This is a genomic window from Streptomyces sp. NRRL S-340, assembly GCF_000720185.1.
Classification (GTDB): domain Bacteria; phylum Actinomycetota; class Actinomycetes; order Streptomycetales; family Streptomycetaceae; genus Streptomyces.
Genome location: NZ_JOIY01000009.1, coordinates 137,420 through 161,035 on the forward strand (window position 1 = coordinate 137,420; position 23,616 = coordinate 161,035).

Consider the following 23,616-nt stretch of genomic DNA (forward strand, 5'->3'; position numbering starts at 1 on the left):
GCCCGGCGCGGCCGGCACGCAGACGGGACGGAAGCGTCCGGGCGGTCCGGCGACGCGGTGAGGGGTGGGGCATGGGCGGATTTCGGTCGAAGTGCGCGGACCATCTTCCGACTGGTTTAGACCAATGGTAGATGTGGTGGCGCACCGAGCCCGCATGGCTACCGTACGTCACCAACAGGAGGCGCGGCATGGCCCGCACCACCCCCCACCCCCGACCGACGACCGAAGGAGCGACCGAGGGACGGCCGCTGTACTGGAGAATCGCCACCCAACTGCTCGGCGAGCTGCGCGCCGGCACCATCCCGCCCGGTGAACGCCTGCCGAGCGAGCGGCACCTGGCCGCGCACTTCCGGGTCAGCAGGGAGACCGTACGGCAGGCCCTGGAGGTGCTGCGCCGGGACGGACTCGTCGCCACCGACCGGCGCGGCACCCACGCCACGCTGACCGGTCTGCCCGTGGAGCCGTCCACGTTCCTGGACTTCCCCGTGGGCGCCCGCTCCGCCGCCCCGGACGCCTTCGACCGGGCCACGGTGGCCTGGGAGGCACCGCCGGCGCACCACGCGGCGGAGCTGGGCCTCGCCCCGCGGCGGCCGACCCTGGTGCACCGCTACCGCTCGGCGACGGCCGACGGCACCGGACTGCGCAACGCGGTGACATCGTTTTCCGCGGTGGCGCTCGCCGAGGTGGACGAGCTGGCCCGCTACCGCGAGCGCGCCGACGGGGCGTGCGCCGCCCAATTGCGCCGGGCCTACGACTGGATGCGCCGCGCGGGCCTGACCCTGCACCACCGGGACGCGATCACCCGGCTCGCCGACGGCCCCTCGGTGCGCGTGACCCGGCGCGTCCACGACCAGTACGCCCGCATCCTGGAGATCACCGACCTGGTGGTGGACGCACGGCAGGACGCGCTCGTCTACGAGTTCACGCTGCCGGCGGCGGGCTGAGCCGCCGCGCCCCGGGACCGGCCGTCAAGGACGCGCCGCGCTCGGCCGGGCCGGCCGGCCGCGGTCTCAGGGCAGCCGGCGGGCCACGATCAGCCGGGCCCGCGGGCTGCCGTCGGCGCGCCGACCGAATCCGGGCAGCGCGTGCAGTTCCGTCCGCAGTCCGGCGCGCTCCAGTTCCCGCAGGACGTCACCGAAGCGGAACGCGCGGTAGTACATCACGAACGGCGGCCGCCACACGGCGTTGCGCACCCGCATCACCGCGTCGAAGCCGAGCAGCGCCCAGAACGCCCTCGAACGCGGCGGGGGCGGTGCGAACACCGGCAGCGCGAACACGCCGCCGGGCCGCAGGACCGCACGCACCTGTCCGAAGAGCGCGGGCAGTTCGGCCGGGAGGAAGTGGCCGAGCGCCCCGAAGCTGACGACGAGGTCGAAGGCGGCACGGAACGGCAGGGCACGCGCGTCGGCGCGCACCCAGGCCACCCGGGGACCCGGGCCGCGGTCGTTCCGGGTCCCGGCGCCCGGGGCGCCCAGGGGCCGGGCGGCCGGGGGCCGGGCGTCCGGAGTGCGGGCGTCCGGGTCCCGGCCGCCCGCATCCCGGACATCAGTGACCCGGACCTCCGCGCCCCGGGCGTCGGTCGCCCGGGCGTCGCCGGCCCGGCCGTGCCGTTGCCGGGCGACGGCGAGCATGCCCGCGCTGAAGTCGACACCGGTGACCGTGGAGCGGCACACCCGTGCCAGCACGCCGGCTCCCGCGCCCGTCCCGCAGCACAGGTCGAGCCCGTCGCCGTAGGGGCCGGTCCGCTCCAGCACGGAGCCGACGGCGTCCAGCACCGCGTCCGGGGTGCGAAAGGGGGTGCGGTCGAACTTCGGGGCGAGCAGGTCGTAGCCGTGCTGGACACAGGACAGCGCCTGCACGGCGAGTTCTCGGACCGTGGGTCCTTCCGGACTGAACATCCACGTCAGCTTAGCCGCCCGTCCCGAGCCACCGGGCCTGCGGGGTGGCCGGACGGGTGTCAACGTGTTACATTGCCTGGAGCACTTGTGTCACGCCCTCTTCTTGTGGGCGCCGGTGCGATGTGATTCCTCTTCTTCCCGGTTCTTCCCGGTTCTTCCCGGTTCTTCCGAGCTGATCCGCCGACGCGACTGCCGATCCGGCTCCTTCGCGTCCGGCACAACAGCTTCCCACCGCCACCTCACGGCCCCCGACCGCGCACCGCGCGCCGCCGGGCCGCCGCACCGCCGTGGTGGTTCCGCCCGCGGCGCCCGGTCCGCGCCCGGCCCGGGCCGTACCCGGCGCGCGCCGCGTGGCTCTCCTCGCTCCCGCACCTCTTCGTGCCGTGCGCCTCCGTCCGTGAAAGGACTCCCACCCATGACCGTCACACTCGACCGCCTCCCGATGGACGCGCAGTCGTCCCCGGCCCCCCGGCTCGTCACCGGTGTCCTGGACCTCGACACCGGCGGAAAGGGCCGTCTCCGCGGCCCCGGCCTCCTTCCCTCCCCCACCGACCCGCAGGTCCCCGCCGCCCTGGTCCGCCGCCACGGACTGCGCAAGGGCGACCTCGTCGACGCCGTGCAGGGGGACCGGCACACCGTCACCGCTGTCGCCCGCGTCGACGGACGCAGCCCGGACGGACTCGGCGGCCGGCGCCGCTTCCACGACCTGACGCCCCTGCACCCGCGCGAGCGGCTCCGTCTCGAACACCCGGCCGCCGGTCTCGCCGGGCGGGTGACGGACCTGGTCGCCCCCGTCGGCAAGGGCCAGCGCGGGCTCATCGTGGCACCGCCGAGGACGGGCAAGACCGTACTGCTCCAGCAGATCGCCGCCGCCGTCACCGGCAACCATCCCGAATGCCGGCTGATGGTGCTGCTGCTGGACGAACGTCCCGAGGAAGTCACCGACATGCGGCGCTCGGTGCGCGGCGAGGTCTACGCCTCCACGTTCGACCGGACGCCCGGGCAGCACATCGCGCTCGCCGAACTCGTCGTGGAGCGGGCCAAGCGGCTGGTGGAGGCGGGCGAGGACGTCGTGATCCTCCTCGACTCCCTGACCCGCCTGTGCCGGGCCCACAACAACGCCGCGGCCGCGGGTGGCCGCACCCTCAGCGGCGGCGTCGACGCGGCCGCGCTGCACGCGCCCAAGCGGCTCTTCGGGGCGGCCCGCCTGGCGGAGGAGGGCGGCTCCCTCACCATCCTGGCCACCGCGCTCGTGGAGACGGGTTCCCGCGCCGACGACTTCTTCTTCGAGGAGTTGAAGAGCACCGGCAACATGGAGCTGCGGCTGAACCGCGAACTCGCCTCCCGCCGCGTCCATCCGGCCGTCGACCTCGGCGCCTCCGGCACCCGCCGTGAGGAACTCCTGCTGTCTCCGGCCGAGTTGGCGGCGACCCGCGGTCTGCGCCGGGTCCTGCAGCACCGCGACGGCCACAGCGGTCTCGAAACCCTCCTGGAGCGGCTGCGCGGCACACCGGACAACGCCACGTTCCTGCGCCGGATCCAGCCGACCCTGCCGACCGGCAGAGCGACGAGCGGCTGACCGGTCGGCAGGCCGACGGGCCCACCGACGCTCGGCAGCCCGGCCGAGCACCTGCCCGGCCGACCGCCGGCTCGGCCGACCGCCCGCCCGGCCGGCCCACCGCTCGGCCGGCCCGCTCAGCGACCGCGTGGAAGCCGGAGAAGTCCCCTGCGACGCGGGCGGCGACCCGAACGGCCGCGCGGGCTGGGACATCCGGGTGTTCGTCGTCCCCGTTCGGCCCCCGGCAAGGTCACGCCTGCCCCGACACGTCCCTACGTTTGCGATATGACGATCGGATTCTCTCTCCGTACTGCCGTGTCGGCCTGCGCCCTGTGCGCGGCCGGCATGCTCATAGTGACCTCGCCCGCGGCGGCTGCGAACCGGACCGGCACGGACCCCGGGGCGCGGGGCCGGCCGAACGCCGCGGTGCCGCAGCCGGCCCTCCTCCAGCACGAGGGCACCCAGGTGCGCCCGCGCGCCGGCGCACCCGAGACACCTGACGTCTCCGCCCTGTCGTGGGTGGTGGCCGACGCGGGCACCGGCGAGGTGCTCGCCGCCCACAACGCGCACGAGAAACTGCCGCCCGCGAGCACCCTGAAGACCCTGTTCGCGCTGACCGTGCTGCCCGCCGTCCCCGGCGGTGTCCAGCACACCGTCAGCGCGAAGGAACTGGCCGGGATCGGCGAGGGCAGCAGCCTGGTCGGGGTCGTCGAGGGGCACACCTACCGGGTCTCCGACCTCTGGCACGGGGTGTTCCTCAACTCGGGCAACGACGCCGTGCACGTGCTCGCCGCGCTCAACGGCGGCTGGAACCGGACGGCCCGTCAGATGCAGGCCAAGGCCCGTGCCCTGGGCGCCATGGACACCTACGTCGTCTCGCCCGACGGTTACGACGCCGACGGGCAGGTGTCGTCCGCCTACGACCTGGCCGTGTTCGGGCGAGCCGGACTGCGCAACCCGGACTTCGCCCGCTACTGCTCCACGGTCGAGACCTCCTTCCCCGGCAACGACGGCAGCACCTTCGAGATCGCGAACACCAACCGGCTGCTGACCGGCGCCGACGGTGTGACGCCCTACCCCGGGCTGGTCGGCATCAAGAACGGATACACCACCAACGCGGGCAACACCCTGGTCGCCGCCGCCCACCGGGGTGAGCGCACCCTCATCGTGACCGTGATGAACCCCCAGGAGGGTGAGGGCTTCGAGGTGTACGAGGAGGCCCGTGCCCTGCTCGACTGGGGGTTCGACGCCGCCGGGCACGTCGACCCGGTCGGGTCGCTCGACGGACTGCGCCCGGTCGCGCACGGCGCCCAGGTCGTCGTCCCGAAGGCGGCGCCCGCCCCGCCGCCCGCACCGGCCCCCGACGACTGGCCGCAGACGGGCGCGATCGCCGGCGCGGCCGGGCTGGGCGCGGGAGCGGTCCTGATGGGCCTGCGGCGCCGGTCCAGGCGCCTGGCACGCGGCTGACCCCCGGGCCGGCGACGCCGCCACGGCCCCGCCCCGCACCGCCCCGCACCGCCGACCCGGCCCCGGAACTCGTCCTCACCGACAGGTCACACGTCCCGCCCAGGGCTCACGCGCACCGCGCCGGGATCGGCGCGTACCGGCCCGGGCTCCCCCGCCCTGGCCGCCCGGCGGGTACCGTCCGGGCGCGACGCGAGCCGGGCCGAGGCCCCGGCATCCTCACGGCTCGGGACGCCCGAATCTCCCCAGCCCTCATGCACGGGCCGCCCCGAGGCCCCTGCCCGTCTCCGCGGGCCTGGTGGCACGGCTCGCGGACGCGGCCGGGCCCGGCGGTCAGAGGCGGGCGGGGGCCGCGGAGCGCTCCGGGTCCGAGTCCGGGCGCGGGTCCGCCTGGGGGTCCAGCGCGCGGACGGGGCGGACGCTGCCGACCGGACGGCCGCCGCCGAGCAGTGTCTCGCCCGCGAACTCGGTGAGCAGGCGGGCGTCGACGCCCGCCCGGACGAGGGCGGCCGCCGCGACCGGTATCCGGGCCCGGTTCGCCCCGTCGGAGATCTTCACGGCGACGGCCCGGCCGTCCGGCAGCGCGGCGACCTGGACCCCTTCGAAACCGTCCTTGGCGAGCAGTCCGGGCACGGCCCGCATCAGTGCCGCCACGTCCCGTCCGGAGCCGGACGCCATCTCGGCGTGCTCGCGCACGGCGTCGGCCACGCGGGCCTCGGGGGTGCCGGACACGGCGGTGGTGATCCGGGCGGCGGCCCGGGCCAGGCCGTGCAGGGAGACCGCGAACAGCGGCGCGCCGCAGCCGTCGACGGTGACCTGCGCGACGCGCTGCCCGGTCAGGTCCTCGACGATCTCGGCGATGGCCTGCTGGAGCGGGTGGGCCGGGTCGAGGTAGTCGTCGAGGGACCAGCCGTTGAGCCGGCAGGTGTAGAGCATGGCCGCGTGCTTGCCGGAGCAGTTCTGGGCGAGCCGGGAGGGCAGCCGGCCCTCGCGCACCCAGGCGTCCCGGACGACCGGGTCGAAGGGCAGGTCGGGGACGTTGCGCAGGTCGTCCTCGGTCAGCCCGGCCAGCTCCAGGATCCGCCGGGTGCCGGCGAGGTGGCGTTCCTCGCCCGAGTGGCTGGCGGCGGCCAGCGAGAGCAGTTCGCCCTCCAGCGGGAGTCCGGCGCGCACCATGGCGACGGCCTGGACGGGTTTGAGCGCGGAGCGCGGGTAGAAGGCGGCCTCGGGGTCGCCGAGGTCGAAGGAGACCCGGCCGTCGGCGCCGAGGACGACGACGGAGCCGTGGTGGACGCCCTCGATCACCCCGCCGCGGACGAGGTGGGCGACGGGGACGTGGCGGGGTTCGCGGACGAGGGGTGCCTCGGCGGGAAAGCTGCTGTACATCACTGCCTGGATCACTGGTGGGTGGGTGGCCCGGCCTCGCGCGGGGTTCACGCGTCGGCCGTGGTGGGGCTGTGCGGGGAGCGCACGATGTCGGTGAGGGTCGTCTCGACGCGGTCCAGGTGGTGGGACATGGCCCGCACCGCGTCCTGCTCGCTGCCGGCGACCAGGGCGTCGAGGAGCGCCCGGTGCTCACGGTCGGACTGTTCGCGCCGGCCGCCCAGCTCGTTCAGGAACGCGGACTGGCGGGCCAGGGCGTCCCGGATCTCCTCGATGACACGGCGGAAGACGGGGTTCTGGGCCGCCTGGGCGACGGACAGGTGGAACAGGGTGTCCAGCGCGACCCAGGAGGTCGTGTCGGTCTCCTGTTCCATGCGTTCCAGCAGGTGGGTCAGACGGTCGAGGTCCTCCGGTGTGCGCCGGGCGGCTGCGTAGCCCGCGACGGGGATCTCGATGTGCCGGCGCACCTCCATGAGGTGGCCGGCGGTGTAGTCGCCGAAGGTCGGGTCCTCCACCGAGGAGGCGACGACGAAGGTGCCCTTGCCGGTCTTCGAGACGGTCAGGCCCATGGTCTGCAGGGCGCGCAGGGCCTCGCGCAGCACCGGCCGGGAGACCCCGAGCGTGCGGCACAGCTCCGCCTCGGACGGCAGTTTGTCGCCGATCGCGTAGGCGCCGCGCTCGATGGCGCCGCGCAGGTGGGTGAGGACCGCTTCCATGGCGCTGACGCGCCGGGGGGCCTGCCCACCTGTCTGGCTGTCTGACAGGTTCACGGAGCGATGGTCCGGCCTGCGGGGCGGGGGTGTCAAGTCCCGCCCCCTCGGCTCGCACCCGGCCCGGCCGTCACAGGTGCTCTGCGGCATCGGCGGACCGCGCCGGACCGGGCTGCTCCCCTCCGGACGGGACCGGACCGGGCTGCTCCCTCCCGGACGGGGCCGGTGCGTCCCGGGCCGGGCGCGCACCCTCCCGGATCGTCGCCATGCGTCCCTGGTCGGGACTAGGTCGGGACTACGCGTCCAGGACGCCCGTGCCCAGCAGCCCGAAGAGCAGCACGCCGACGGCGATCCGGTAGAGGACGAAGGCGTTGAAGGAGTGCTTGGCGACGAACTTCAGCAGCCAGGCGATGGAGGCGTAGGCGACGGCGAACGACACGACCGTGCCGACGGCCAGCGGCGCGGCGCCCACGCCCGCGCCCAGGGCGTCCTTGAGTTCGTACAGGCCGGCGCCGGTGAGTGCCGGGATGCCGAGGAAGAAGGACAGGCGGGTGGCGGCGACGCGGTCCAGGTCGAGGATCAGCGCGGTGGACATGGTGGCGCCGGAGCGGGAGAAGCCGGGGAAGAGCAGGGCGAGGATCTGCGAGGTGCCGACCAGCATGGCGTCCTTGAAGGAGGTGTCGTCCTCGCCGCGCTTGTGCCGCCCCATCTGGTCGGCGCACCACATCACGCCGCTGCCGGCGATCAGCGATCCCGCGACCACCCACAGCGAGCCGAGCGGCCCGTCGATCAGCGGCTTGGCGGCCAGCCCCACGACGACGATCGGTATCGTCGCGTAGATCACCCACCAGGCGAACCTGTAGTCGTGGTGGTGGCGCTGCTCGCGGTCGCCCAGGCCGCGGAACCAGGCGGAGACGATCCGCACGATGTCCTTGAAGAAGTACACGAGCACGGCGGCGATGGCGCCGACCTGGATGACGGCGGAGAACCCGACGACGGAGCTGTCGTCGACCGGGATGTCCATGAGCCCCTCGGCGATCTTGAGGTGGCCGGTGGAGGACACGGGGAGGAACTCGGTCACCCCCTCGACGACTCCGAGGACGACGGCCTGACCGACGGAGATGGCGCTCATGGGATCCAGTTCTGGGGATGTTTGGTCGACAGTGTTGTAGACGCTCTGGCGTCGCAGACACTCTTACTGCGCCAAGATGAAGTCCCGGTGACGTCCACCCCCTGTCCGTCTGAACTCGCCGCCGTCACCAGCCGTTCTCGAACATCCGGGTCACCTGCGCGATACGGGCCTCGTCACGCCGGTAGTAGGTACGGCGGCCGACGCGCCGGGCGCGCACGAGGCCGAGGCCGGCGAGGAGGGCGAGGTGGTTCTCGATGACCCGGCGGGGGATGCCGAGGCCCGTGGCGACGGACCGTGCGGTCCGGCCGCGCGCCGCGCGGCCGGCGGTGGGGATGCGGGGCGCGCGCCGCCCCGGGGACGGGGAAGGGACCGGATCCTTGAGCCACTCCAGGATGGCCAGACGTGTCCGGCCGGCGGGAGTCCGCTGCATCTCCGCCTCCTGTCGTGGCCCACTCGCCCGTCCCGTCCTGACGTTTCCCGCCGCGGAGCGGAGCGACCCGTACTGACCGGGACTCGACGGCCGTTGGCCGGTACCGGACGGCGAAGCACGGCGCGGGGGGTGCGCGCCGGAGCATGCGTGACAACACGCCCCCGCGCACGCCGGCGCGGCCCGGCACCCGCCGAGTGCGGCCCGGCGACCCGGGGGACCCGGGTACGGTCCGGCCCCGGGTACGGTCCGGCGGCCGTTCAGCTGCGGCCGAGGCGCACCACCCGCACGGCGCCCGCGGGCACCGCGAGCCGGCCCGCGACGGCTTCGCCGGTCAGCAGCTCGGTGCCGGGTGCCTCCAGCGGCACCTTCACTTCGGATCCGGTGTGGTTGACGGCGCACAGACGGGTGCCCGACGCACCGCTGCGGCGCACCGCCTCGACGTCGCGGGGCAGTCCGGTGCGCGGCGCGATGCGGACGACGACCAGCGGGTACCGCGACAGGTCGGCTTCCGGGTGGGCGGAGTCGACGGTCAGGTGGCGGTCGTGGAGCGCCTCGTAGGAGGCGTCGGCGCGCTAGCGCGGGTCGTGGTCCTCGCTGGGCCGCCACTGCAGGTTCTGCGCCCGCCAGGACTGCCGGTCCCGGAGCACGGCCACGTCGGCCTCGGTGCGCGTGCCGCGCACGGTGCCCGACGCGTCGGCGGACGCGCCCGGTTCGACGACCTCGCGCCACACACGGGTGCCGCTGCCCCCGTGCGGCGGCATCGCCGAGTGGAACTTCTCGGCGCCGCGCCGCGACTGCCGCCACTGGAAGAACATGGCGCCCTCGGAGCCGCGGGCGACGTGGGCGAGGGAGTTGCGGGCCATCTGGCCGGGTGCCTCGGCGGGGCTGCCGGTTGACGCCCGAGGTGGAGTGTTCCAGGAGCAGCCAGGGCGCGCCGCCGGCCACGGAGCGGGTGAGGTCGGCGGCCACGGCGAGATCGGTGCGGGTGCTGCTCGCGCAGATGAGCGGCGCGGATCCGGCGGCGGTGATCCTGCCGACGGAGTTGGTCGGGCGCGGCTCGGCGGAGCGGGACGGGAGGCGCGGAGCGCGGCGGGACCGGTCAGGATCCGAGAAGCCGTCCCGCCCTCCCCCGCCCTACGGTGGAACCACCGACGCACCCGTCGGGTCCGTCCCACCAGCGAGGAGCCCACCATGACCACCGGCCTCCAGACGATCGTCTACCCCGTCAAGGACCTGGCCCGCGCCAAGTCCCTGTTCGGCGCCCTGCTCCAGGTCGAGCCGTACGCCGACGAGCCCTACTACGTCGGATACAAGGCGGCCGGCCAGGACGTCGGCCTCGACCCCAACGGGCACGGCAAGGGCATGACGGGTCCGGTGCCCTACTGGCACGTCGACGACATCCAAGGCCGCCTGGCGGCACTGCTGGAGGCGGGCGGCGAACTGCTCCAGGACGCGCAGGACGTCGGCGGCGGCCGGATGATCGCCTCGGTGAAGGACGCCGACGGCAACCTCGTCGGGCTCATCCAGGACGCGTGAGCGCCGGGCAGCCGCCCGCCCGGTGTCCGGCGGCCGCGGACGCCCGCGCAGGCCCGCGGGTCAGCCCCGCGGGCGGCCCAGCAGGGTGCGTACGCCCTCGGAGGTCAGCGTCAGGCCGTGCGGAGAGCTGGCGTCTATGGTGAGCGACAGGTCGTCGGCGGGCCACTGGGAGGCGAGGGCGCCCAGGGGCACCAGACGGTACCGGGAGATGAAGGGCAGCAGCTCGGACATCTCCAGTTCCGAGGTGAACACGGGCACCACCGGCACTCCGCCCGGCTGCTCCAGGACGGGCAGGGCCACCGCCGAGGGGTCGGTGGCGTCCTCGTCACTGACGTCGTCCGGCACGGGCACCAGCACCTCGCTGCCGGCCAGCGTGTCCAGTGCGCCGGTGTCCTCCGCGTTCTCGGCGAGCACGTCCAGTGCCTGCTGGGCGGGCGTGGCGGTGTGGTCGTTCGAGGGTGTGTCCATGGCAGGTCCCTGGTCGCGGCGGTCGGGGGGCCCGTCCGGGCGCTGCGCCCTGGCACGGTTCTGCTCGCGTACCCGGCCACGCACCGCGCAATCGTCCCGGTCACGGAATTCCGGGCGAGCGGCCGGACCGGCCTGCGGCCCCCGCGGCGCACCGGCACGAGGCCGGTCCGGGGACGGGCGGGGAGCGGGTCAGTGACGGATGAGGGCCCTCCGCGGCACACGGCGCGGAGAGCCCGGAGGGGCTCACTTCCGAACCCCTGGGCGTCCGGGTATCCAGTGCGGCGGGGGCGATTCGCCGGGGCCGGCGGCCGTCAGACGCCGTCGGGGCGCGGGCGGACCCAGTCCAGGGACCGCTCGACGGCCCGCTGCCAGCTCTCGTACTCCCACGCCCGCCGCTCGGGGGACATCTGCGGGATCCACTGTCCGGCACGGTGCCAGTTGCGGCGCAGCACCTCCAGGTCGGCCCAGTAGCCGACGGCGAGCCCGGCCGCGTAGGCCGCGCCGAGCGAGACCGTCTCGGACACCAGGGGCCGCACGACGGGGACGTCGAGCACGTCGGCGAGCATCTGCATGAGCAGGTGGTCGGAGGTCATGCCGCCGTCCACCTTGAGCTGTCTGAGGGCGAGACCGGAGTCGGCGTTCATGGCGTCGACCACCTCACGGGTCTGCCAGGCGGTGGCCTCCAGGACCGCGCGGGCCAGGTGGCCCCTGGTGATGTAGGAGGTCAGGCCGACGACTACGCCCCGCGCGTCGCTGCGCCAGTGGGGGGCGAAGAGGCCGGAGAAGGCCGGGACGATGTAGCAGCCCCCGTTGTCCTCCACCGTGCGGGCCAGCGTCTCGATCTCGGGCGCGGTGCTGATCATGCCGAGGCGGTCGCGGAACCACTGCACCAGAGACCCGGTGACCGCCATGGGTCCTTCGAGGGCGTAGACCGTGGGCTCGCCCGCGATCTTGTAGGCGACGGTGGTGAGCAGCCCGTTGCGGGAGCGGACCAGCTCGGTGCCGGTGTTCATGAGCAGGAAGCTGCCGGTGCCGTAGGTGCACTTGGCCTCGCCGGGCGAGAAGCAGGTCTGCCCGAACAGGGCCGCCTGCTGGTCGCCGAGGGCGGCGGTGATGCGCACGCCCGGGAGCAGGGCGCGGGCCTCGCCGTAGCTCTCGGCGGAGGAGCGGATCTCGGGCAGCAGGGCGCGCGGCACGCCGAAGAAGTCCAGGAGTTCCGGGTCCCAGGTCAGGGTGCGGATGTTGACGAGCATGGTGCGGCCGGCGTTGGTGGGGTCGGTGATGTGCAGGCCGCCGTCGGTGCCGCCGGTCAGGTTCCAGATCAGCCAGCTCTCCATCGTGCCGAACAGCACGTCGCCGTTGCGGGCGCGTTCCTCCAGGCCCTCCGTGTGCTCGAAGAGCCAGCGGATCTTGGGCGCGGAGAAGTAGGTGGAGGCGGGCAGGCCGCAGCGGTCGAGGAAGAACTCGTCGCCGGGCCGGTCGCGGAGCGCGTCGACGAGCGGTGCCGTGCGGGTGTCCTGCCAGACGATCGCCCGGCCCAGCGGCGCCCCGGTGCGCCGGTCCCACAGGACGGTCGTCTCGCGCTGGTTGGCGATCCCGATGGCGGCGACGGCCCCGGCGTCCACGCCCGCGTTCCGCAGCGCCTCGGGCACGATGCGCTGGACGTTGCGCCAGATCTCCACGGCGTCGTGCTCGACCCAGCCGGGGCGGGGGAAGTACTGCTGGTGCTCGCGCTGGGAGACCGCGCACAGCCGTCCGCTGTGGTCGAACAGGATGCACCGCGTGGACGTGGTGCCCTGGTCGATGGACATCACATACCGGTCAACCATGGTCGGTCCTGCCTTCCGGTGCGTCGCGCGGGTGCGCAGACCTGTCGGGGGCTTGCGGGGTGCCTGACAGGAGAGGCCTACCGGGGTCTACCAGCGGCCCGCTCCCAGGTCCCGGGAGATCGCCCGTGCGGCCTCCCGGAGCAGGGCGGTCAGCGCGGGCAGCGGCCTGCCTCTGGGGTCGCAGATCCTCTCGACGGGGCCGGACAGGCCGATGGCGCCCACCACCAGGCCGCCGTGCCCGCGGATCGGCGCGGCGATCCCCGCGTCGCCCATGGTCATCTCCTGGACCTCCGCGCCCCAGCCGACCTCGCGGATCTCGGCGAGCGCCCGGTCCAGGTCCTCGCGGACGACGAGGGTGTGCCGCGTGTACGCCTCCAGGCCGTCCGCCGGCAGGGGGCCGAGGACGGCGGTGCCGAAGGCCAGCAGGACCTTGCCGAGCGAGGAGGCGTGCAGCGGCAGCAGCGCGCCGACGTCGAGGGTCTGCAGGGTGTCGTCGGGGCGGAAGACGTGGTGGATGACGAGGACCCGGCCCTCCAGCGGCGTGCCGATGCGCACCGCCTCGCCGCTGCGGGCGGCCAGCGCGTCGGCCCAGTTGATCGCGCGCGAGCGCAGTTCGTTGACGTCGAGGTAGCTGGTCCCCAGATGCAGCAGTGCCGCTCCGAGCTGGTACTTTCCTGTGGTCTCGTCCTGTTCGACGAAGTCCACGTGCTGCAGGGTGCGCAGGATGCCGTGTGCGGTGCCCTTGGCGAGGCCGAGGGACGACGCCACCTCCCCGAGCCCCAGCCTGCGGGGGCCCCCGGCGAGGAGGCGCAGGATCGCCGCGGCTCGTTCGATGGACTGGACGGGTCCGGCCATGGGGCGATATTAGCCCTGTTTGTCCCGCTCAGGACTGTTGTTCGGTAATGCCGACCGCGGTTCATTGACCTGCGGGGCTTTTGTTCCTTAGCGTGACACGTCGCGCCCGGACGGCGGGCGGCGGCACCTGCCGGAGGAGGAAGGCACATGACCGTAGCGCAGCTCGACGCCGCGCCCCACGGGGAAGTCGACCACGCCTTCCCCCTGCTGCACACGCCCGGGGCCGTGTCGGCGGTACGCCGTCGCGTACGACGCCTGCTGGGCGGCTGGGACCTGCCCGCCGACGCCGCCGACGACGTCCTCCTCGTGGTCTCGGAGCTGGTCACCAACGCGCTCGTGCACGCCCGGCCGCCCGCGACCCTGCGGCTGTGGCGGGTCCCGGTCGACGGCCGCGGCGCGGTCCACGTGGAGGTGAGCGACCCGGGCCCCGCGGCTCCCCCCGCGCCCGGCTCGGCCCCCGACCCCGACGAGCACGGCCGCGGCCTGGGCATCGTCACCGCGCTGTCGGCCCGGTGCGGCGTCAGGGCGGACGACGCCGGGACCAGCCGCTGGGCGGAGGTCCTGGCGGGCTGAGCGGCGCCGGGCCGCCCCGCCCGCGGGTGCGCCCGGCCGGTCCGGCCGCACCCACCGCCCGCCGCCCGGCTTGACCACCGCCGTCGCGGGGCCGACCGTGGCCACAGGGGTGTGTCGGTCCCTGGAGGTGCCGTGAGCGCGTCGGCTGAACCGCGGGTGGCGGGTCTGGAGACCCGGTCGATCGACTACGTGCCCCTGGACGAGCGGCACGGCAAGCTGTGGCACCTGGGCCCCCTGTGGTTCATGTCGAACGCGCAGATCGCCACCCTGGCCGTGGGCCTGATCAGCATCACCGGGGGCGGCAACCTCCTCTGGTCGCTCCTGGCCATCGTCACGGGCACCCTCGTCGGCACCTTCTTCATGGCCTTCCACTCGGCCCAGGGCCCGCAGCTGGGGCTGCCGCAGATGATCCAGTCGCGGCCCCAGTTCGGCTACGTCGGCGCGCTGCTCGTGTGGCTCTTCGCCTATGTGCAGTACGCGGGGTTCAACGTCTTCAACACGATCCTCGCCGGGCAGGCCCTGCACGCCACCCTGCACGGCGGCGTCAAGCTCTGGGTGCTCGTGGTCACCGTGATCGGGCTGGGGGTCGCGCTGGTCGGCTACGACGTCATCCACAAGGCCGAGCGCTTCCTGACGTACACCTTCCTCGTCGTCTTCGGGATCTTCACCGTGGGCGTCCTGGTGAACCTGCACTACCCGGCGGGCTCCTTCGACCCGGCCGGCTTCCGGTGGACCCCGTTCCTGGCCCAGTTCGGCGTGGTCGCCGGCTACCAGATCAGCTGGGCCATCTACGTCTCCGACTACTCCCGCTACCTGCCGCCCGACGTCACGGTCCGCAAGACCTTCTACTGGACCTACGCCGGCTCCGCGCTCGGCGGCATCTGGCTGATGGTGCTGGGCTCCCTGCTGGCGGCCTGGGCGGGCCGGGACTTCGACACGATCCGGTCGATCGACGCGGCCGGCGACACCGTGTTCACCGGCTTCGGCGCCGTCGTGCTGCTGTTCGCCGCGCTCGGCCTGGTCTCCGTCACCGCGCTGAACATGTACGGCGGCTCGCTGACACTGATCAGCGGCATCGACTCGTTCCGCAAGGTGCGCCCGACGCTCACCGTGCGCCTGGTGACCCTGGGGGTGACGGCGGCGCTCTCCCTCGTCGGCGCGCTCGCCGCGACCTCGCACTTCCTGCGCAACTTCAACGACTTCCTGCTGCTGGTCCTCTACCTGTTCATCCCGTGGACCGCGGTGAACCTCATGGACTACTACGTCGTGCGCCGCGGCCACTACGCGGTCGCGGAGATCTTCGACCCGCACGGTGTGTACGGCCGTTGGGGCCTACAGGGGATCGTCTCCTACCTCGCCGGGTTCGCCGCCATGGTGCCGTTCTTCTCCGTCGGCACCCTCTTCGTCGGTCCGGCCGCGAAGGCGCTGGGCGGCGCGGACATCTCCCTGTTCATCGGGCTGCCCGTCTCCGCGCTGCTGTACTGGTGGCTGACCCGCTCCCTCGACGTGGCCGCCGAGCAGCGGCTGGCCGAGGCGGAGGCGGCGGAGCTGGACCGCGCGGCCCACGAGCACCGCGAGCCCTGACGCGGGCCGCCGCCGCGACCGCTCCGGACGCCGTGGCCCGCTCCGCCGGCGAACCCGCCCGGGCGCGCCCGCCCCGCCTCGCCCCGGCCCCGCGGCCCCGGGCGGGGCACCCCGCCCGGGGCCGGGCGGCAGCGTCCATGTCATCCTGCCCGGAGTTCCCCGGCACCGGGCGGCCCGCGCGGCGGACCGGTCTCCCGGGGGGCGGCCCCTGAAGTACCTGCGTGTGAAGTGACCTGCGCATGCTGACGAAGACGAGGAAAGGCGCCCGTTGAGCACCGGCACTGCGGCTCCCGGCAGTTACTACGTCCGTACCGGCGAGCACCGTTTCGAGCCCACGGCCCGTGCGAGCGGCGCCTGGGACGAGACCGAGCTGCACTTCAGCCCGCTGGGCGGTCTCGTCGTCCACGCGATCGACCGGTATCTCGCCACGCGGCCGCCCAGCGGTCTGCTGCTGTCGCGGATCAGCTACGACATCCTGGGCCGGCTGGCGCTTCAGGAGTGCGAGATCGAGGTGGAGACGGTCCGGCCGGGCCGCACCATCGAACTGCTGGAGGCCGTCGTCCGCGTCGCCCGGCGCCCGGTGGTCCGGGCCCGTGCCTGGCTGCTGGCCGCGCAGGACACCGCCTCGGTCGCCGGGGGCGGGGCCGCCCCGCTCACCGGGCCGCAGGGACTCGCCCCCTGGCCGATGACGGACCACTGGCCCGGCGGCTACATCGCCTCCCTCGACGTCCGCCCCGTCGGCCCGCCGCGGCCCGGCCGCGCGACCGTCTGGGTGTCCACTCCGCTCGCCCTGGTGGCCGGGGAGCCGTGCAGCCCGCTGGCCTCCTACCTGGCCCTGGTCGACACGGCCAACGGCATCGCCGTACGCGAGTCGCCCAAGGCGTGGATCTTTCCCAACGTCGACCTGACCGTGCACCTGCACCGCCGGCCGGAGGGGCGCTGGACCGGCCTGGACACCACCGTCGTCTTCGGTCCGGCCGGCCAGGGGATCACCAGTACGGTGCTGCACGACGTGCACGGCCCGGTCGGCCACGCCCAGCAGATCCTCACCGTGCGGCCCGTACCGGGCGCCTGACCGGGACCGGCCGGGGCCGCGCACCGGCCGGCCGGACCCGTGGACCGGCCGGCGGGGGTCTGCGGCCTACTCCCAGGCCGCGGTGTCCGGGTCGATGCCGTGAGCGCGCGCGCCGGCGTCGATGATGCGGCGCAACCAGGTGGCGAGACCGGGCCGGATGCCGTCGTAGTGGGCGGCGAATCCCGGATCGGTCTCGTACCTGCGGCCGAGGCAGACCTGCATCTGCCGGGTGAGGGGGAAGTACGCGGCGAAGACCTCACGGTGCCGTTCGACGAGCCGATCGGCTTCCGGGTCACCCGGGGCGACGCCGGCGTCCATCGCCTCCGCGAGCGCCCGCTCGAAGCCGGCGACGTCGTCGGCGACCTCCTGCCACTCCTGCGGCGAGCGGGAGGCCGAGCGCTCGGCGTACTGCTGCCATTGCCTGGTGTCCCCGTAGCGCCGGCGGGCCTGGAGGGGCCAGTCCGGGTTCCACCCGGGGCCGAAGACCGCGGCCTGCTGCCCGGGGGTCAGCAGCAGGCCGCGCTCGTGGGCGTCGATCATCCGGCCCAGCCCGGCGTCGAGCTGCCGGAGGCGCTCGATCCGTTCGGCGATCTGGGCGCGTTGCGCGCGCAGTGCACCGGGCACGTCGGCGGCCGAGTCGTCCAGGACGGCCCGGATCCTGTCCAGGCCCAGACCCAGCTCACGGTAGACGACGACGCGGTGCAGACGTTCGAGGTCCGCGGCGGTGTAGAGGCGGTACCCGGCAGCCGTGCGCAGCGACGGCCGCGCCAGCCCCGTCTCGTCCCAGTGGTGCAGCGCGCGGACGGTCACGCCCAGACGGGCCGAGACCTGACCGACGGTCAGGCCCCCGGCATCGGTGGTGTCAGGCATGTTCCCCATTGTCGCCGTCGCCGCGGCCTGCTCCCGGCGCGAGGATGCCGACGGCTTCGAGGTACCGCGCCTCCTCGCCGGCCGGGTCGAGGGGTTTCGCCGCGGTGAGGACGACCCGCGCGTTCTCGGGGGTGATCACGGTCACGTCGCGGGTGTTCCAGGGGGTGTCGCGCGGGCCCTCGACGGAGTCCGGGCGCAGTGCGCGGCAGGCCTCGGCGAGGGGCTCGACCTGGCTGAGCACGCACGCGAAACCGACGCTCATCGCGGGTGCCCGCTCCGGAACGTCCGCCGCCGTGACGAGGAGTACGTCCTGGAACGCCCACCGGCGCAGGTGCACGAGCCTGCCGGGGATGCTGAACAGTTCGAAGAACCCCAGCCCGCGGGTCCAGAAGTCCACGGACGCGGCCATGTCGCTCGTGGGGACGGTGGCGAAGGCGGGCATTCCGTAGATGCCGCGGAACGGCTCCGGCGCAGCCGCGTCCGGGCCGGGAGCAGGCACGGGGCTGATCTCGAACGCGTTGAAGTTCTCGCTCATGCACCTCACCTTCGGGCCTCACGCGGCGTGAGGGTCAAGCCGTTCCGGACTTCCACGGGCTCCCGAGTTTTTGAACGCGTTCAAGAACAAGCGTAGGATCACCCCCGCCGACAGAGGGGGGCGAGGAGCGATGAAGGTCGTACTGCCGGGCGGGACCGGTCAGGTGGGCACCGTGCTGGAGCGGGCGCTGACCGCGGCCGGGCACGAGGTCGTCGTACTGACCCGGCGTCCGCGGCGCGCGGGGCAGGTCCTGTGGGACGGAAGGACGCCGGGGCCGTGGGCGGAGGCGGTCGACGGCTGCGACCTGGTGGTGAACCTGGCCGGACGCAGCGTCAGCTGCCGCTACACGCCGGACAACCTGCGGGCGATGAAACAGTCGCGGGTGGACTCCGCCCGGGTCGTGGGCGAGGCCGTGGCCGCCGCCCGGCGGCCCCCGCGCCTGTGGCTGCAGATGAGCACCGCCACCGTCTACGCGCACCGCTTCGACGCGCCCCACGACGAGGCGACCGGCGTCATCGGCGGATCGGAACCCGGCGTCCCCGCGTACTGGGCCTACAGCGTGGACATCGCCCGCGCCTGGGAGCGGGAACAGGAGCGGGCCGCGACCCCGCGCACCCGCAAGGTCGCCCTCCGGGCCGCCATGGTGATGAGTCCCGACCGGGGCGGGGTCTTCGACGTGCTGCTGCGGCTGGCCCGGCTGGGCCTCGGCGGACCGGTGGCGGGCGGCGCGCAGTACGTCTCCTGGATCCACGCGCAGGACTTCGTGCGCGCCGTGCTCTTCCTGGCGGGGCGGGAGGACATCGAGGGGCCGGTCAACCTCGCCGCGCCCGCACCCCTGACACAGCGCGCCCTCATGCGGGTGCTGCGCACCGCCTGGGGCGTCCCGGTGGGCCTGCCGGCCACGCGGTGGATGGCTCAGGCCGGGGCCTTCGTGCTGCGCACGGACACCGAACTGCTCCTGAAGAGCCGGCGCGTGGTCCCCGGCCGCCTGCTCGACGCGGGCTTCGCCTTCGACCACCCGCAGTGGCCCGAGGCCGCCGTCGACCTCGTGCGCCGCGTACGCGAGCGCCCCCCGCGCCGGACCCGCTCCCTCCCGCCACGCGCGGCGGCCCGGCCCTGACCTCCGGGTCCGCCACCCCGCCAGCCTTCACGTGTCCTCCACTTCCCCGCCACCGTTCCACCACGCTTGTGTATGCTCCTGACGCTCCATCCGCATCACCGAGGGGGGATCCTCATGCGCATACGTTCCGTGCTGGCCGCGGCCGCCACGGCGGGGACGGTCGCCGTCGTCGCCGCGGTTCCGGCACAGGCCGCCGAGTACTCCTCCGCCCTGAAGATCAAGGGCGTCCAGTACGACGCCCCCGGGCGGGACTCCAACAGCTGCACCAAGGGCAACGCCAAGGACGAGTACCTGACCGTCAAGAACTACTCGCGCACCTCGCGGGTCAACCTCAAGGGCTACGTCGTCAAGGACGCCGCCGGCAACCGCTTCAGGTTCTCCGCCGACCACTACCTGGAGCCCGGCGACTACGTGAAGCTGCGCGGCGGCAAGGGCAGGGAGTCCGACGCGAAGAACGTCGCCTACCGCCAGAACTGCAACTTCCTCTGGAACAACGACAAGGACACCATCTACCTGTACAAGCCCACGGGTGCCCGCGCCGACGTGCACTCCTACACCAAGGCGCGCGACGACCGCGACGGCAACGGCTACATCTCGTACCACGGCTGAGCCGCCGCACCGCGGCGCGACCACGACGGCGCGGCCCCCGCGGCGGCCCTGGCGCCGCCGCGGGGGCCGCGCCCGCGCTACTCGTCGTCCGACGCGGTGCCGCGGGTGCGGCCCACCTCGGGCAGTTCGGCCTGCTGCGCGCGGATGTGCAGGACGTCGCCGATGAACAGGTCGTAGACCAGCACGCCGACCACACCCCCGACGAGCGGTCCGACGATGGGGACCCACCAGTAGGCGCTGAAGGAGCCCGGCTCGCTGCCCGGCAGCGCCAGGTCGCCCCAGCCGGCGAAGAACGTGAACAGCCGGGGGCCGAAGTCGCGGGCCGGGTTGATGGCGTACCCGGCGTTGGCGCCGTAGGACATGCCGACGGCCGCCACGGCGAAGCCGATGACGAGCGGCCCGAGGTTCGCCTTCACCGCGGTGTTGCGCAGGTCGATGATGGCCACGATCAGCATGACCAGCAGGGCGGTGCCGACGATCTGGTCGACCAGCGGACCCCAGTAGCCGCCGTGGAAGTACGGGGCCGGGAACGTGCCGAAGATGGAGAAGGACGCGACGGTGTGCCCGTGCGTCTTGGGTCCCTTCATGGCCTGGTCGAACGTGTTGATCGCGTCGTGGTAGACCCCGTACACCAGAGCCGCGCCGGCGAAGGCGCCCACCACCTGTGAGATCCAGTACGGCACGACCTTGGCCCAGGGGAACTTGCGCCGTACGGCGAACGCCAGCGTCACCGCCGGGTTGATGTGCGCGCCGCTGACGCCACCGGCCACGTACACGCCGAAGACCACGGCGAACGCCCAGCCCCACGTGATGAGCAGCCAGTCCCCGGCGCCCAGGAAGAAGGTCGTGGGCCCCTCCGTCCGGCCCGATCCGGGCAGCGCCGCGACCGCCATGGCGACCACGCCGCAGCCGAAGGCGATGAGGACGAAGGTCCCGAGGAACTCCGCCAGGCATTCGCCCCACAGGCCCCCGCGGCGCCTGAGCCGGGAGGGTGTGATCAGGGGCGGGATTTCTACGGCCATATCGGCCCCCTCGACGAACGGTCCGGCCCACGGGCCGGTACGGTCCTGCTCCGGGCGGCCCCGCGTCACTGCCAGTCGCGGCCCCGCGTCTCAGCTCAGTGTGCGCGCCGGGACCGCGGTGGGCCACTCGGCCGGTCCCCGGCCCGCGAAAAGGCCCCGGGGCCCCGTAACGGCGTTCCGAAGCCGCGCGCGGGGCGGGAGTGAACTCCATACGGGTGATCCCGCCGAAGGCCCGCGCCCCGCCCCGGGGCAGCGGAAACAGCGGTGCGTCGGCCGCTCGGCGGCCGATCGGCACACCCGACCCGAGTGGCAACCCCGTGGACCCCGCACGAGACTGATCCATGGTTTCGTGATCAGGCGAAAACGCACGGTCTCGGGGACCGGCCACCCCTGGCCGACGGTTTTCGACCTTTCTCAGGGAGTTCGCATGGTGGAGAAGTCTGCCGACATCCTGATGCCCGGACCGGACGAATCCGCCGTCGCCCGGCGTACGGTCACCGCTCCGGCGACGGCGGACACCGAGCGGCTCCTCGCGGGCATCCTGGCGGACGTCGTGCACAGCGAGCAGGTACCGGCGGACAGCCACTTCTTCACCGACCTGGGCGCCAACTCCCTGGTCATGGCCCAGTTCTGCGCACGGGTGCGCAAGCACCCCGACCTGCCGTCCGTGTCCATGAAGGACATCTACCGGCACCCCACCCTCCGGGAGCTGGCGGCCGCCCTCGCGCCGGCCGCGGCCCCGGCCGCCGGCCCCGGCACGGCGGCCGCACCACCGCCGGCACCGGCTTCCGCGCCGGCGCCTGCGCCCGCACCGCACGTCCCGGGCAACCACCTGGTGTGCGGAGCGCTCCAGGCGCTGATCTTCCTCGGCTACTCCTTCGCCATCGGCATGGCCACCGCCCAGGCCTACGAATGGGTCGCGGCGGGATCGGGCCTCGTCCAGATCTACGTCCGCTCGTTCCTGTGCGGCACGATCGGATTCCTCGCCCTGTGCGCCTTCCCCGTCCTCGTGAAATGGGTGCTCGTCGGGCGCTGGAAACCCCGGGAGTTTCCCGTGTGGAGCATGGCGTATCTGCGTTTCTGGGTCGTCAAGTCACTGCTCCACGCCAACCCCATGGTGCTGTTCGTCGGCAATCCGCTGTACGTCATGTACCTGCGGGCGCTGGGCGCACGGATCGGGAAGGACGTCACGATCCTCTCCCGGTCGGTGCCGGTCTGCACCGACCTGCTCACCATCGGGGCCGGCACGGTGATCCGCAACGACGCCGTGTTCCTGGGCTACCGGGCGTACGCCGGAGCCATCCAGACCGGCGGCATCACCCTGGGCCGGGACGTCTTCATCGGTGAGAAGACGGTCCTCGACATCGACACCGCCATGGGCGACGCCGCGCAGCTCGGCCATGCCTCGGCCCTGTACCGGGGGCGGGCGATCCCGGCCGGCGAGCGGTGGCACGGTTCCCCGGCCCAGCCCACGCACGTCGACCACGTACGGGTCCCCCCGGCCCGGTGCGGCACGCTGCGCCGGGCCGGCTTCGCGCTCACCACCCTGCTGCAGCTGTTCCTCCTGTACCTGCCGCTCGCCGTGGGCGGGGTGTACATGCTGTTCGCGGAGGTCCCGGTGCTCAGCAAACGACTGACCGCGGAGACCCGGGGCACCACGGCCGGGGAGTTCCTCGGCGACACCCTGATCGTGTCCTCGGTGCTGTTCTTCGGCGGTCTCCTGCTCGGGCTGCTCGCCCTGTGCACCGTGCCGCGGGTACTGCACCGCGCGATCCGCCCCGACCGGGTCTATCCGCTCTACGGCTTCCACTACGCCCTGCACCGGCTGATCGCCGGGCTGACCAATGTCCGGTTCTTCACCTGGCTGTTCGGGGACAGCTCCTACATCGTCCCCTACCTGCGCGGCATCGGGTACGACCTCTCCGAGGTCGAGCAGACCGGCTCGAACTTCGGCACCGAGGTCCAGCACCAGTCCCCGTTCCTGGTCTCCGTCGGCAGCGGCACCATGGTGGCCGACGGCCTGTCGGTCCTGAACGCCGACTACTCCCGTACGTCCTTCAGGATGAGCCGGACCTCGATCGGGGCCCGCAACTTCCTCGGCAACAACATCGCCTACCCGGCCGGGGCGCGCACCGGTGACAACTGCCTGCTGGCGACTAAGGTGATGGTCCCCCTCGACGGCGAGATCCGCGAGGGGGTCGGACTGCTCGGCTCGCCGTGCTTCGAGATCCCCCGGTCGGTCGAGCGCGACACCCGCTTCGACCACCTGCGCACGGGCGACGCGCTGCGCCGCAGCCTGGCCGCGAAGAACCGTTACAACCTGCGCTCCATGGCCCTGCACCTGCTGATGCGCTGGCTGCACACGGCACTGCTCACCGCCTTCGCGCTCGGCTCGGTCGGCCTGTACGGCACCCTGGGGCACATCGTGATCGGCTGCTACCTGGCCCTCACCCTGGTGCTCACCACCGGGTTCTACATCCTGCTGGAGCGCTGCCTGACCGGGTTCCGCCCGCTGCGGCCGAAGCTGTGCTCCATCTACGAGCCGTACTTCTGGTGGCACGAGCGGGTGTGGAAGGTGCCGGACCACTACCTGGCCATCTTCAACGGCACGCCGTTCAAGGCTCTGGTCTGGCGGCTGACCGGGGTGCGCATCGGCCGGCGGGTCTTCGACGACGGATGCTTCATCACGGAGCGGACGCTGGCCGCCATCGGCGACGACTGCACCCTCAACGCGGGCAGCAAGATCCAGTGCCATTCGCAGGAGGACGGGACCTTCAAGTCCGACCGCACCACACTCGGCGCGGGCGTCACCCTCGGCGTCGGCGCGCACGTCCACTACGGCGTGACACTCGGCGACCGGGCAGTGCTGGCGCCCGACTCCTTTCTGATGAAGGGCGAGGAAGTCCCGCCCGACGCGGAATGGGAAGGCAACCCCGCCGCCCCGACGGCGAACTGAGGAAGGGTC

General features: G+C 73.5%; 21 protein-coding genes and 1 pseudogene. 10 read left to right on the forward strand and 12 right to left on the reverse strand.

Annotation, left to right across the window (positions count from 1 at the left end):
* Nucleotides 1-188 precede the first annotated feature (188 nt).
* On the forward strand, nucleotides 189-944 hold the full coding sequence (locus IG64_RS09280; RefSeq protein WP_037854014.1) for a GntR family transcriptional regulator: 756 nt from the start codon (nucleotides 189-191) through the stop codon (nucleotides 942-944).
* A gap of 66 nt (nucleotides 945-1,010) precedes the next feature.
* Here the strand turns inward: IG64_RS09280 and IG64_RS09285 are convergent, their stop codons facing one another.
* The gene (locus IG64_RS09285) at nucleotides 1,011-1,898 is read right to left on the reverse strand and encodes a class I SAM-dependent methyltransferase (RefSeq protein WP_037854015.1); all 888 of its coding nucleotides are present in this window, start codon (nucleotides 1,896-1,898) and stop codon (nucleotides 1,011-1,013) included.
* A gap of 415 nt (nucleotides 1,899-2,313) precedes the next feature.
* On the opposite strand from IG64_RS09285, the gene rho reads away from it, so the two are divergent.
* Nucleotides 2,314-3,477, forward strand: coding sequence for a transcription termination factor Rho (rho, locus tag IG64_RS09290; RefSeq protein WP_037854016.1), 1,164 nt, complete (start codon nucleotides 2,314-2,316; stop codon nucleotides 3,475-3,477).
* Nucleotides 3,478-3,741: 264 nt separating this feature from the next.
* Nucleotides 3,742-4,923, forward strand: a complete 1,182-nt coding sequence (locus IG64_RS09295; protein ID WP_037854018.1) for a D-alanyl-D-alanine carboxypeptidase family protein — start codon at nucleotides 3,742-3,744, stop codon at nucleotides 4,921-4,923.
* A 330-nt stretch (nucleotides 4,924-5,253) separates the two neighbouring features.
* On the opposite strand, the gene IG64_RS09300 is transcribed toward IG64_RS09295, so the two are convergent.
* The 5 genes and pseudogenes from IG64_RS09300 to IG64_RS38590 all read right to left on the reverse strand — a co-directional run.
* On the reverse strand, nucleotides 5,254-6,306 hold the full coding sequence (locus IG64_RS09300; protein ID WP_037854019.1) for an asparaginase: 1,053 nt from the start codon (nucleotides 6,304-6,306) through the stop codon (nucleotides 5,254-5,256).
* Nucleotides 6,307-6,353: 47 nt separating this feature from the next.
* Entirely contained in the window at nucleotides 6,354-7,073 is a 720-nt protein-coding gene (locus IG64_RS09305; RefSeq protein ID WP_078883900.1) for a FadR/GntR family transcriptional regulator, read from the reverse strand.
* 235 nt (nucleotides 7,074-7,308) lie between these two features.
* Nucleotides 7,309-8,145, reverse strand: a complete 837-nt coding sequence (locus IG64_RS09310) for an undecaprenyl-diphosphate phosphatase (protein ID WP_037854023.1) — start codon at nucleotides 8,143-8,145, stop codon at nucleotides 7,309-7,311.
* 124 nt (nucleotides 8,146-8,269) lie between these two features.
* Nucleotides 8,270-8,575 (reverse strand): helix-turn-helix domain-containing protein, encoded by a 306-nt coding sequence (locus IG64_RS09315; RefSeq protein WP_037854025.1) that lies wholly within the window; start codon nucleotides 8,573-8,575, stop codon nucleotides 8,270-8,272.
* Nucleotides 8,576-8,832: 257 nt separating this feature from the next.
* Nucleotides 8,833-9,562: pseudogene (locus IG64_RS38590) on the reverse strand (beta-galactosidase); the annotation flags it as partial.
* Nucleotides 9,563-9,766: 204 nt separating this feature from the next.
* Between IG64_RS38590 and IG64_RS09325 the strand changes: the two are divergent.
* Nucleotides 9,767-10,111 carry a VOC family protein gene (locus tag IG64_RS09325; protein ID WP_037854026.1) on the forward strand — a complete coding sequence of 115 codons (345 nt, stop codon included), beginning with the start codon at nucleotides 9,767-9,769 and terminating at the stop codon, nucleotides 10,109-10,111.
* 60 nt (nucleotides 10,112-10,171) lie between these two features.
* On the opposite strand, the gene IG64_RS09330 is transcribed toward IG64_RS09325, so the two are convergent.
* The 3 genes from IG64_RS09330 to IG64_RS09340 form a co-directional block, all read right to left on the reverse strand.
* The gene (locus IG64_RS09330; protein ID WP_037854028.1) at nucleotides 10,172-10,579 is read right to left on the reverse strand and encodes an SseB family protein; all 408 of its coding nucleotides are present in this window, start codon (nucleotides 10,577-10,579) and stop codon (nucleotides 10,172-10,174) included.
* Nucleotides 10,580-10,890: 311 nt separating this feature from the next.
* Nucleotides 10,891-12,408, reverse strand: a complete 1,518-nt coding sequence (gene glpK, locus IG64_RS09335; RefSeq protein ID WP_037854030.1) for a glycerol kinase GlpK — start codon at nucleotides 12,406-12,408, stop codon at nucleotides 10,891-10,893.
* A gap of 87 nt (nucleotides 12,409-12,495) precedes the next feature.
* Nucleotides 12,496-13,263 carry an IclR family transcriptional regulator gene (locus IG64_RS09340; protein WP_037854032.1) on the reverse strand — a complete coding sequence of 256 codons (768 nt, stop codon included), beginning with the start codon at nucleotides 13,261-13,263 and terminating at the stop codon, nucleotides 12,496-12,498.
* A 147-nt stretch (nucleotides 13,264-13,410) separates the two neighbouring features.
* On the opposite strand from IG64_RS09340, the gene IG64_RS09345 reads away from it, so the two are divergent.
* The 3 genes from IG64_RS09345 to IG64_RS09355 all read left to right on the forward strand — a co-directional run bounded on the left by IG64_RS09345 (nucleotide 13,411) and on the right by IG64_RS09355 (nucleotide 16,495).
* Nucleotides 13,411-13,836, forward strand: coding sequence for an ATP-binding protein (locus tag IG64_RS09345; RefSeq protein WP_037854033.1), 426 nt, complete (start codon nucleotides 13,411-13,413; stop codon nucleotides 13,834-13,836).
* Between the two features lie 132 nt (nucleotides 13,837-13,968).
* A complete protein-coding gene (locus IG64_RS09350; RefSeq protein WP_234438451.1) occupies nucleotides 13,969-15,420 on the forward strand; it encodes a purine-cytosine permease family protein in 1,452 nt (483 codons plus the stop codon).
* A 268-nt stretch (nucleotides 15,421-15,688) separates the two neighbouring features.
* Entirely contained in the window at nucleotides 15,689-16,495 is an 807-nt protein-coding gene (locus tag IG64_RS09355; protein WP_037854037.1) for a thioesterase family protein, read from the forward strand.
* A gap of 66 nt (nucleotides 16,496-16,561) precedes the next feature.
* Here the strand turns inward: IG64_RS09355 and IG64_RS09360 are convergent, their stop codons facing one another.
* Both IG64_RS09360 and IG64_RS09365 read right to left on the reverse strand, forming a co-directional pair.
* A complete protein-coding gene (locus tag IG64_RS09360) occupies nucleotides 16,562-17,365 on the reverse strand; it encodes a MerR family transcriptional regulator (protein ID WP_107474206.1) in 804 nt (267 codons plus the stop codon).
* Nucleotides 17,358-17,900: a VOC family protein gene (locus tag IG64_RS09365; RefSeq protein WP_037854041.1), complete on the reverse strand. Its 543-nt coding sequence runs from the start codon at nucleotides 17,898-17,900 to the stop codon at nucleotides 17,358-17,360. The genes IG64_RS09360 and IG64_RS09365 overlap by 8 nt, the downstream gene beginning before the upstream one ends.
* A 130-nt stretch (nucleotides 17,901-18,030) precedes the next feature.
* Between IG64_RS09365 and IG64_RS09370 the strand changes: the two genes are divergently transcribed.
* Together IG64_RS09370 and IG64_RS09375 are read left to right on the forward strand one after the other, a co-directional pair.
* Nucleotides 18,031-19,020 (forward strand): epimerase, encoded by a 990-nt coding sequence (locus IG64_RS09370; protein WP_037854043.1) that lies wholly within the window; start codon nucleotides 18,031-18,033, stop codon nucleotides 19,018-19,020.
* 114 nt (nucleotides 19,021-19,134) lie between these two features.
* Complete coding sequence (locus IG64_RS09375; protein ID WP_037854044.1) at nucleotides 19,135-19,629, forward strand: lamin tail domain-containing protein; 495 nt, start codon at nucleotides 19,135-19,137, stop codon at nucleotides 19,627-19,629.
* A 77-nt stretch (nucleotides 19,630-19,706) separates the two neighbouring features.
* Here IG64_RS09375 and IG64_RS09380 read toward each other — a convergent pair whose 3' ends face one another.
* Nucleotides 19,707-20,651 (reverse strand): MIP/aquaporin family protein, encoded by a 945-nt coding sequence (locus IG64_RS09380; protein ID WP_037854098.1) that lies wholly within the window; start codon nucleotides 20,649-20,651, stop codon nucleotides 19,707-19,709.
* 427 nt (nucleotides 20,652-21,078) lie between these two features.
* Between IG64_RS09380 and IG64_RS09385 the strand changes: the two genes are divergently transcribed.
* The gene (locus IG64_RS09385; RefSeq protein ID WP_037854045.1) at nucleotides 21,079-23,607 is read left to right on the forward strand and encodes a Pls/PosA family non-ribosomal peptide synthetase; all 2,529 of its coding nucleotides are present in this window, start codon (nucleotides 21,079-21,081) and stop codon (nucleotides 23,605-23,607) included.
* The last annotated feature ends 9 nt before the right edge of the window (nucleotides 23,608-23,616 follow it).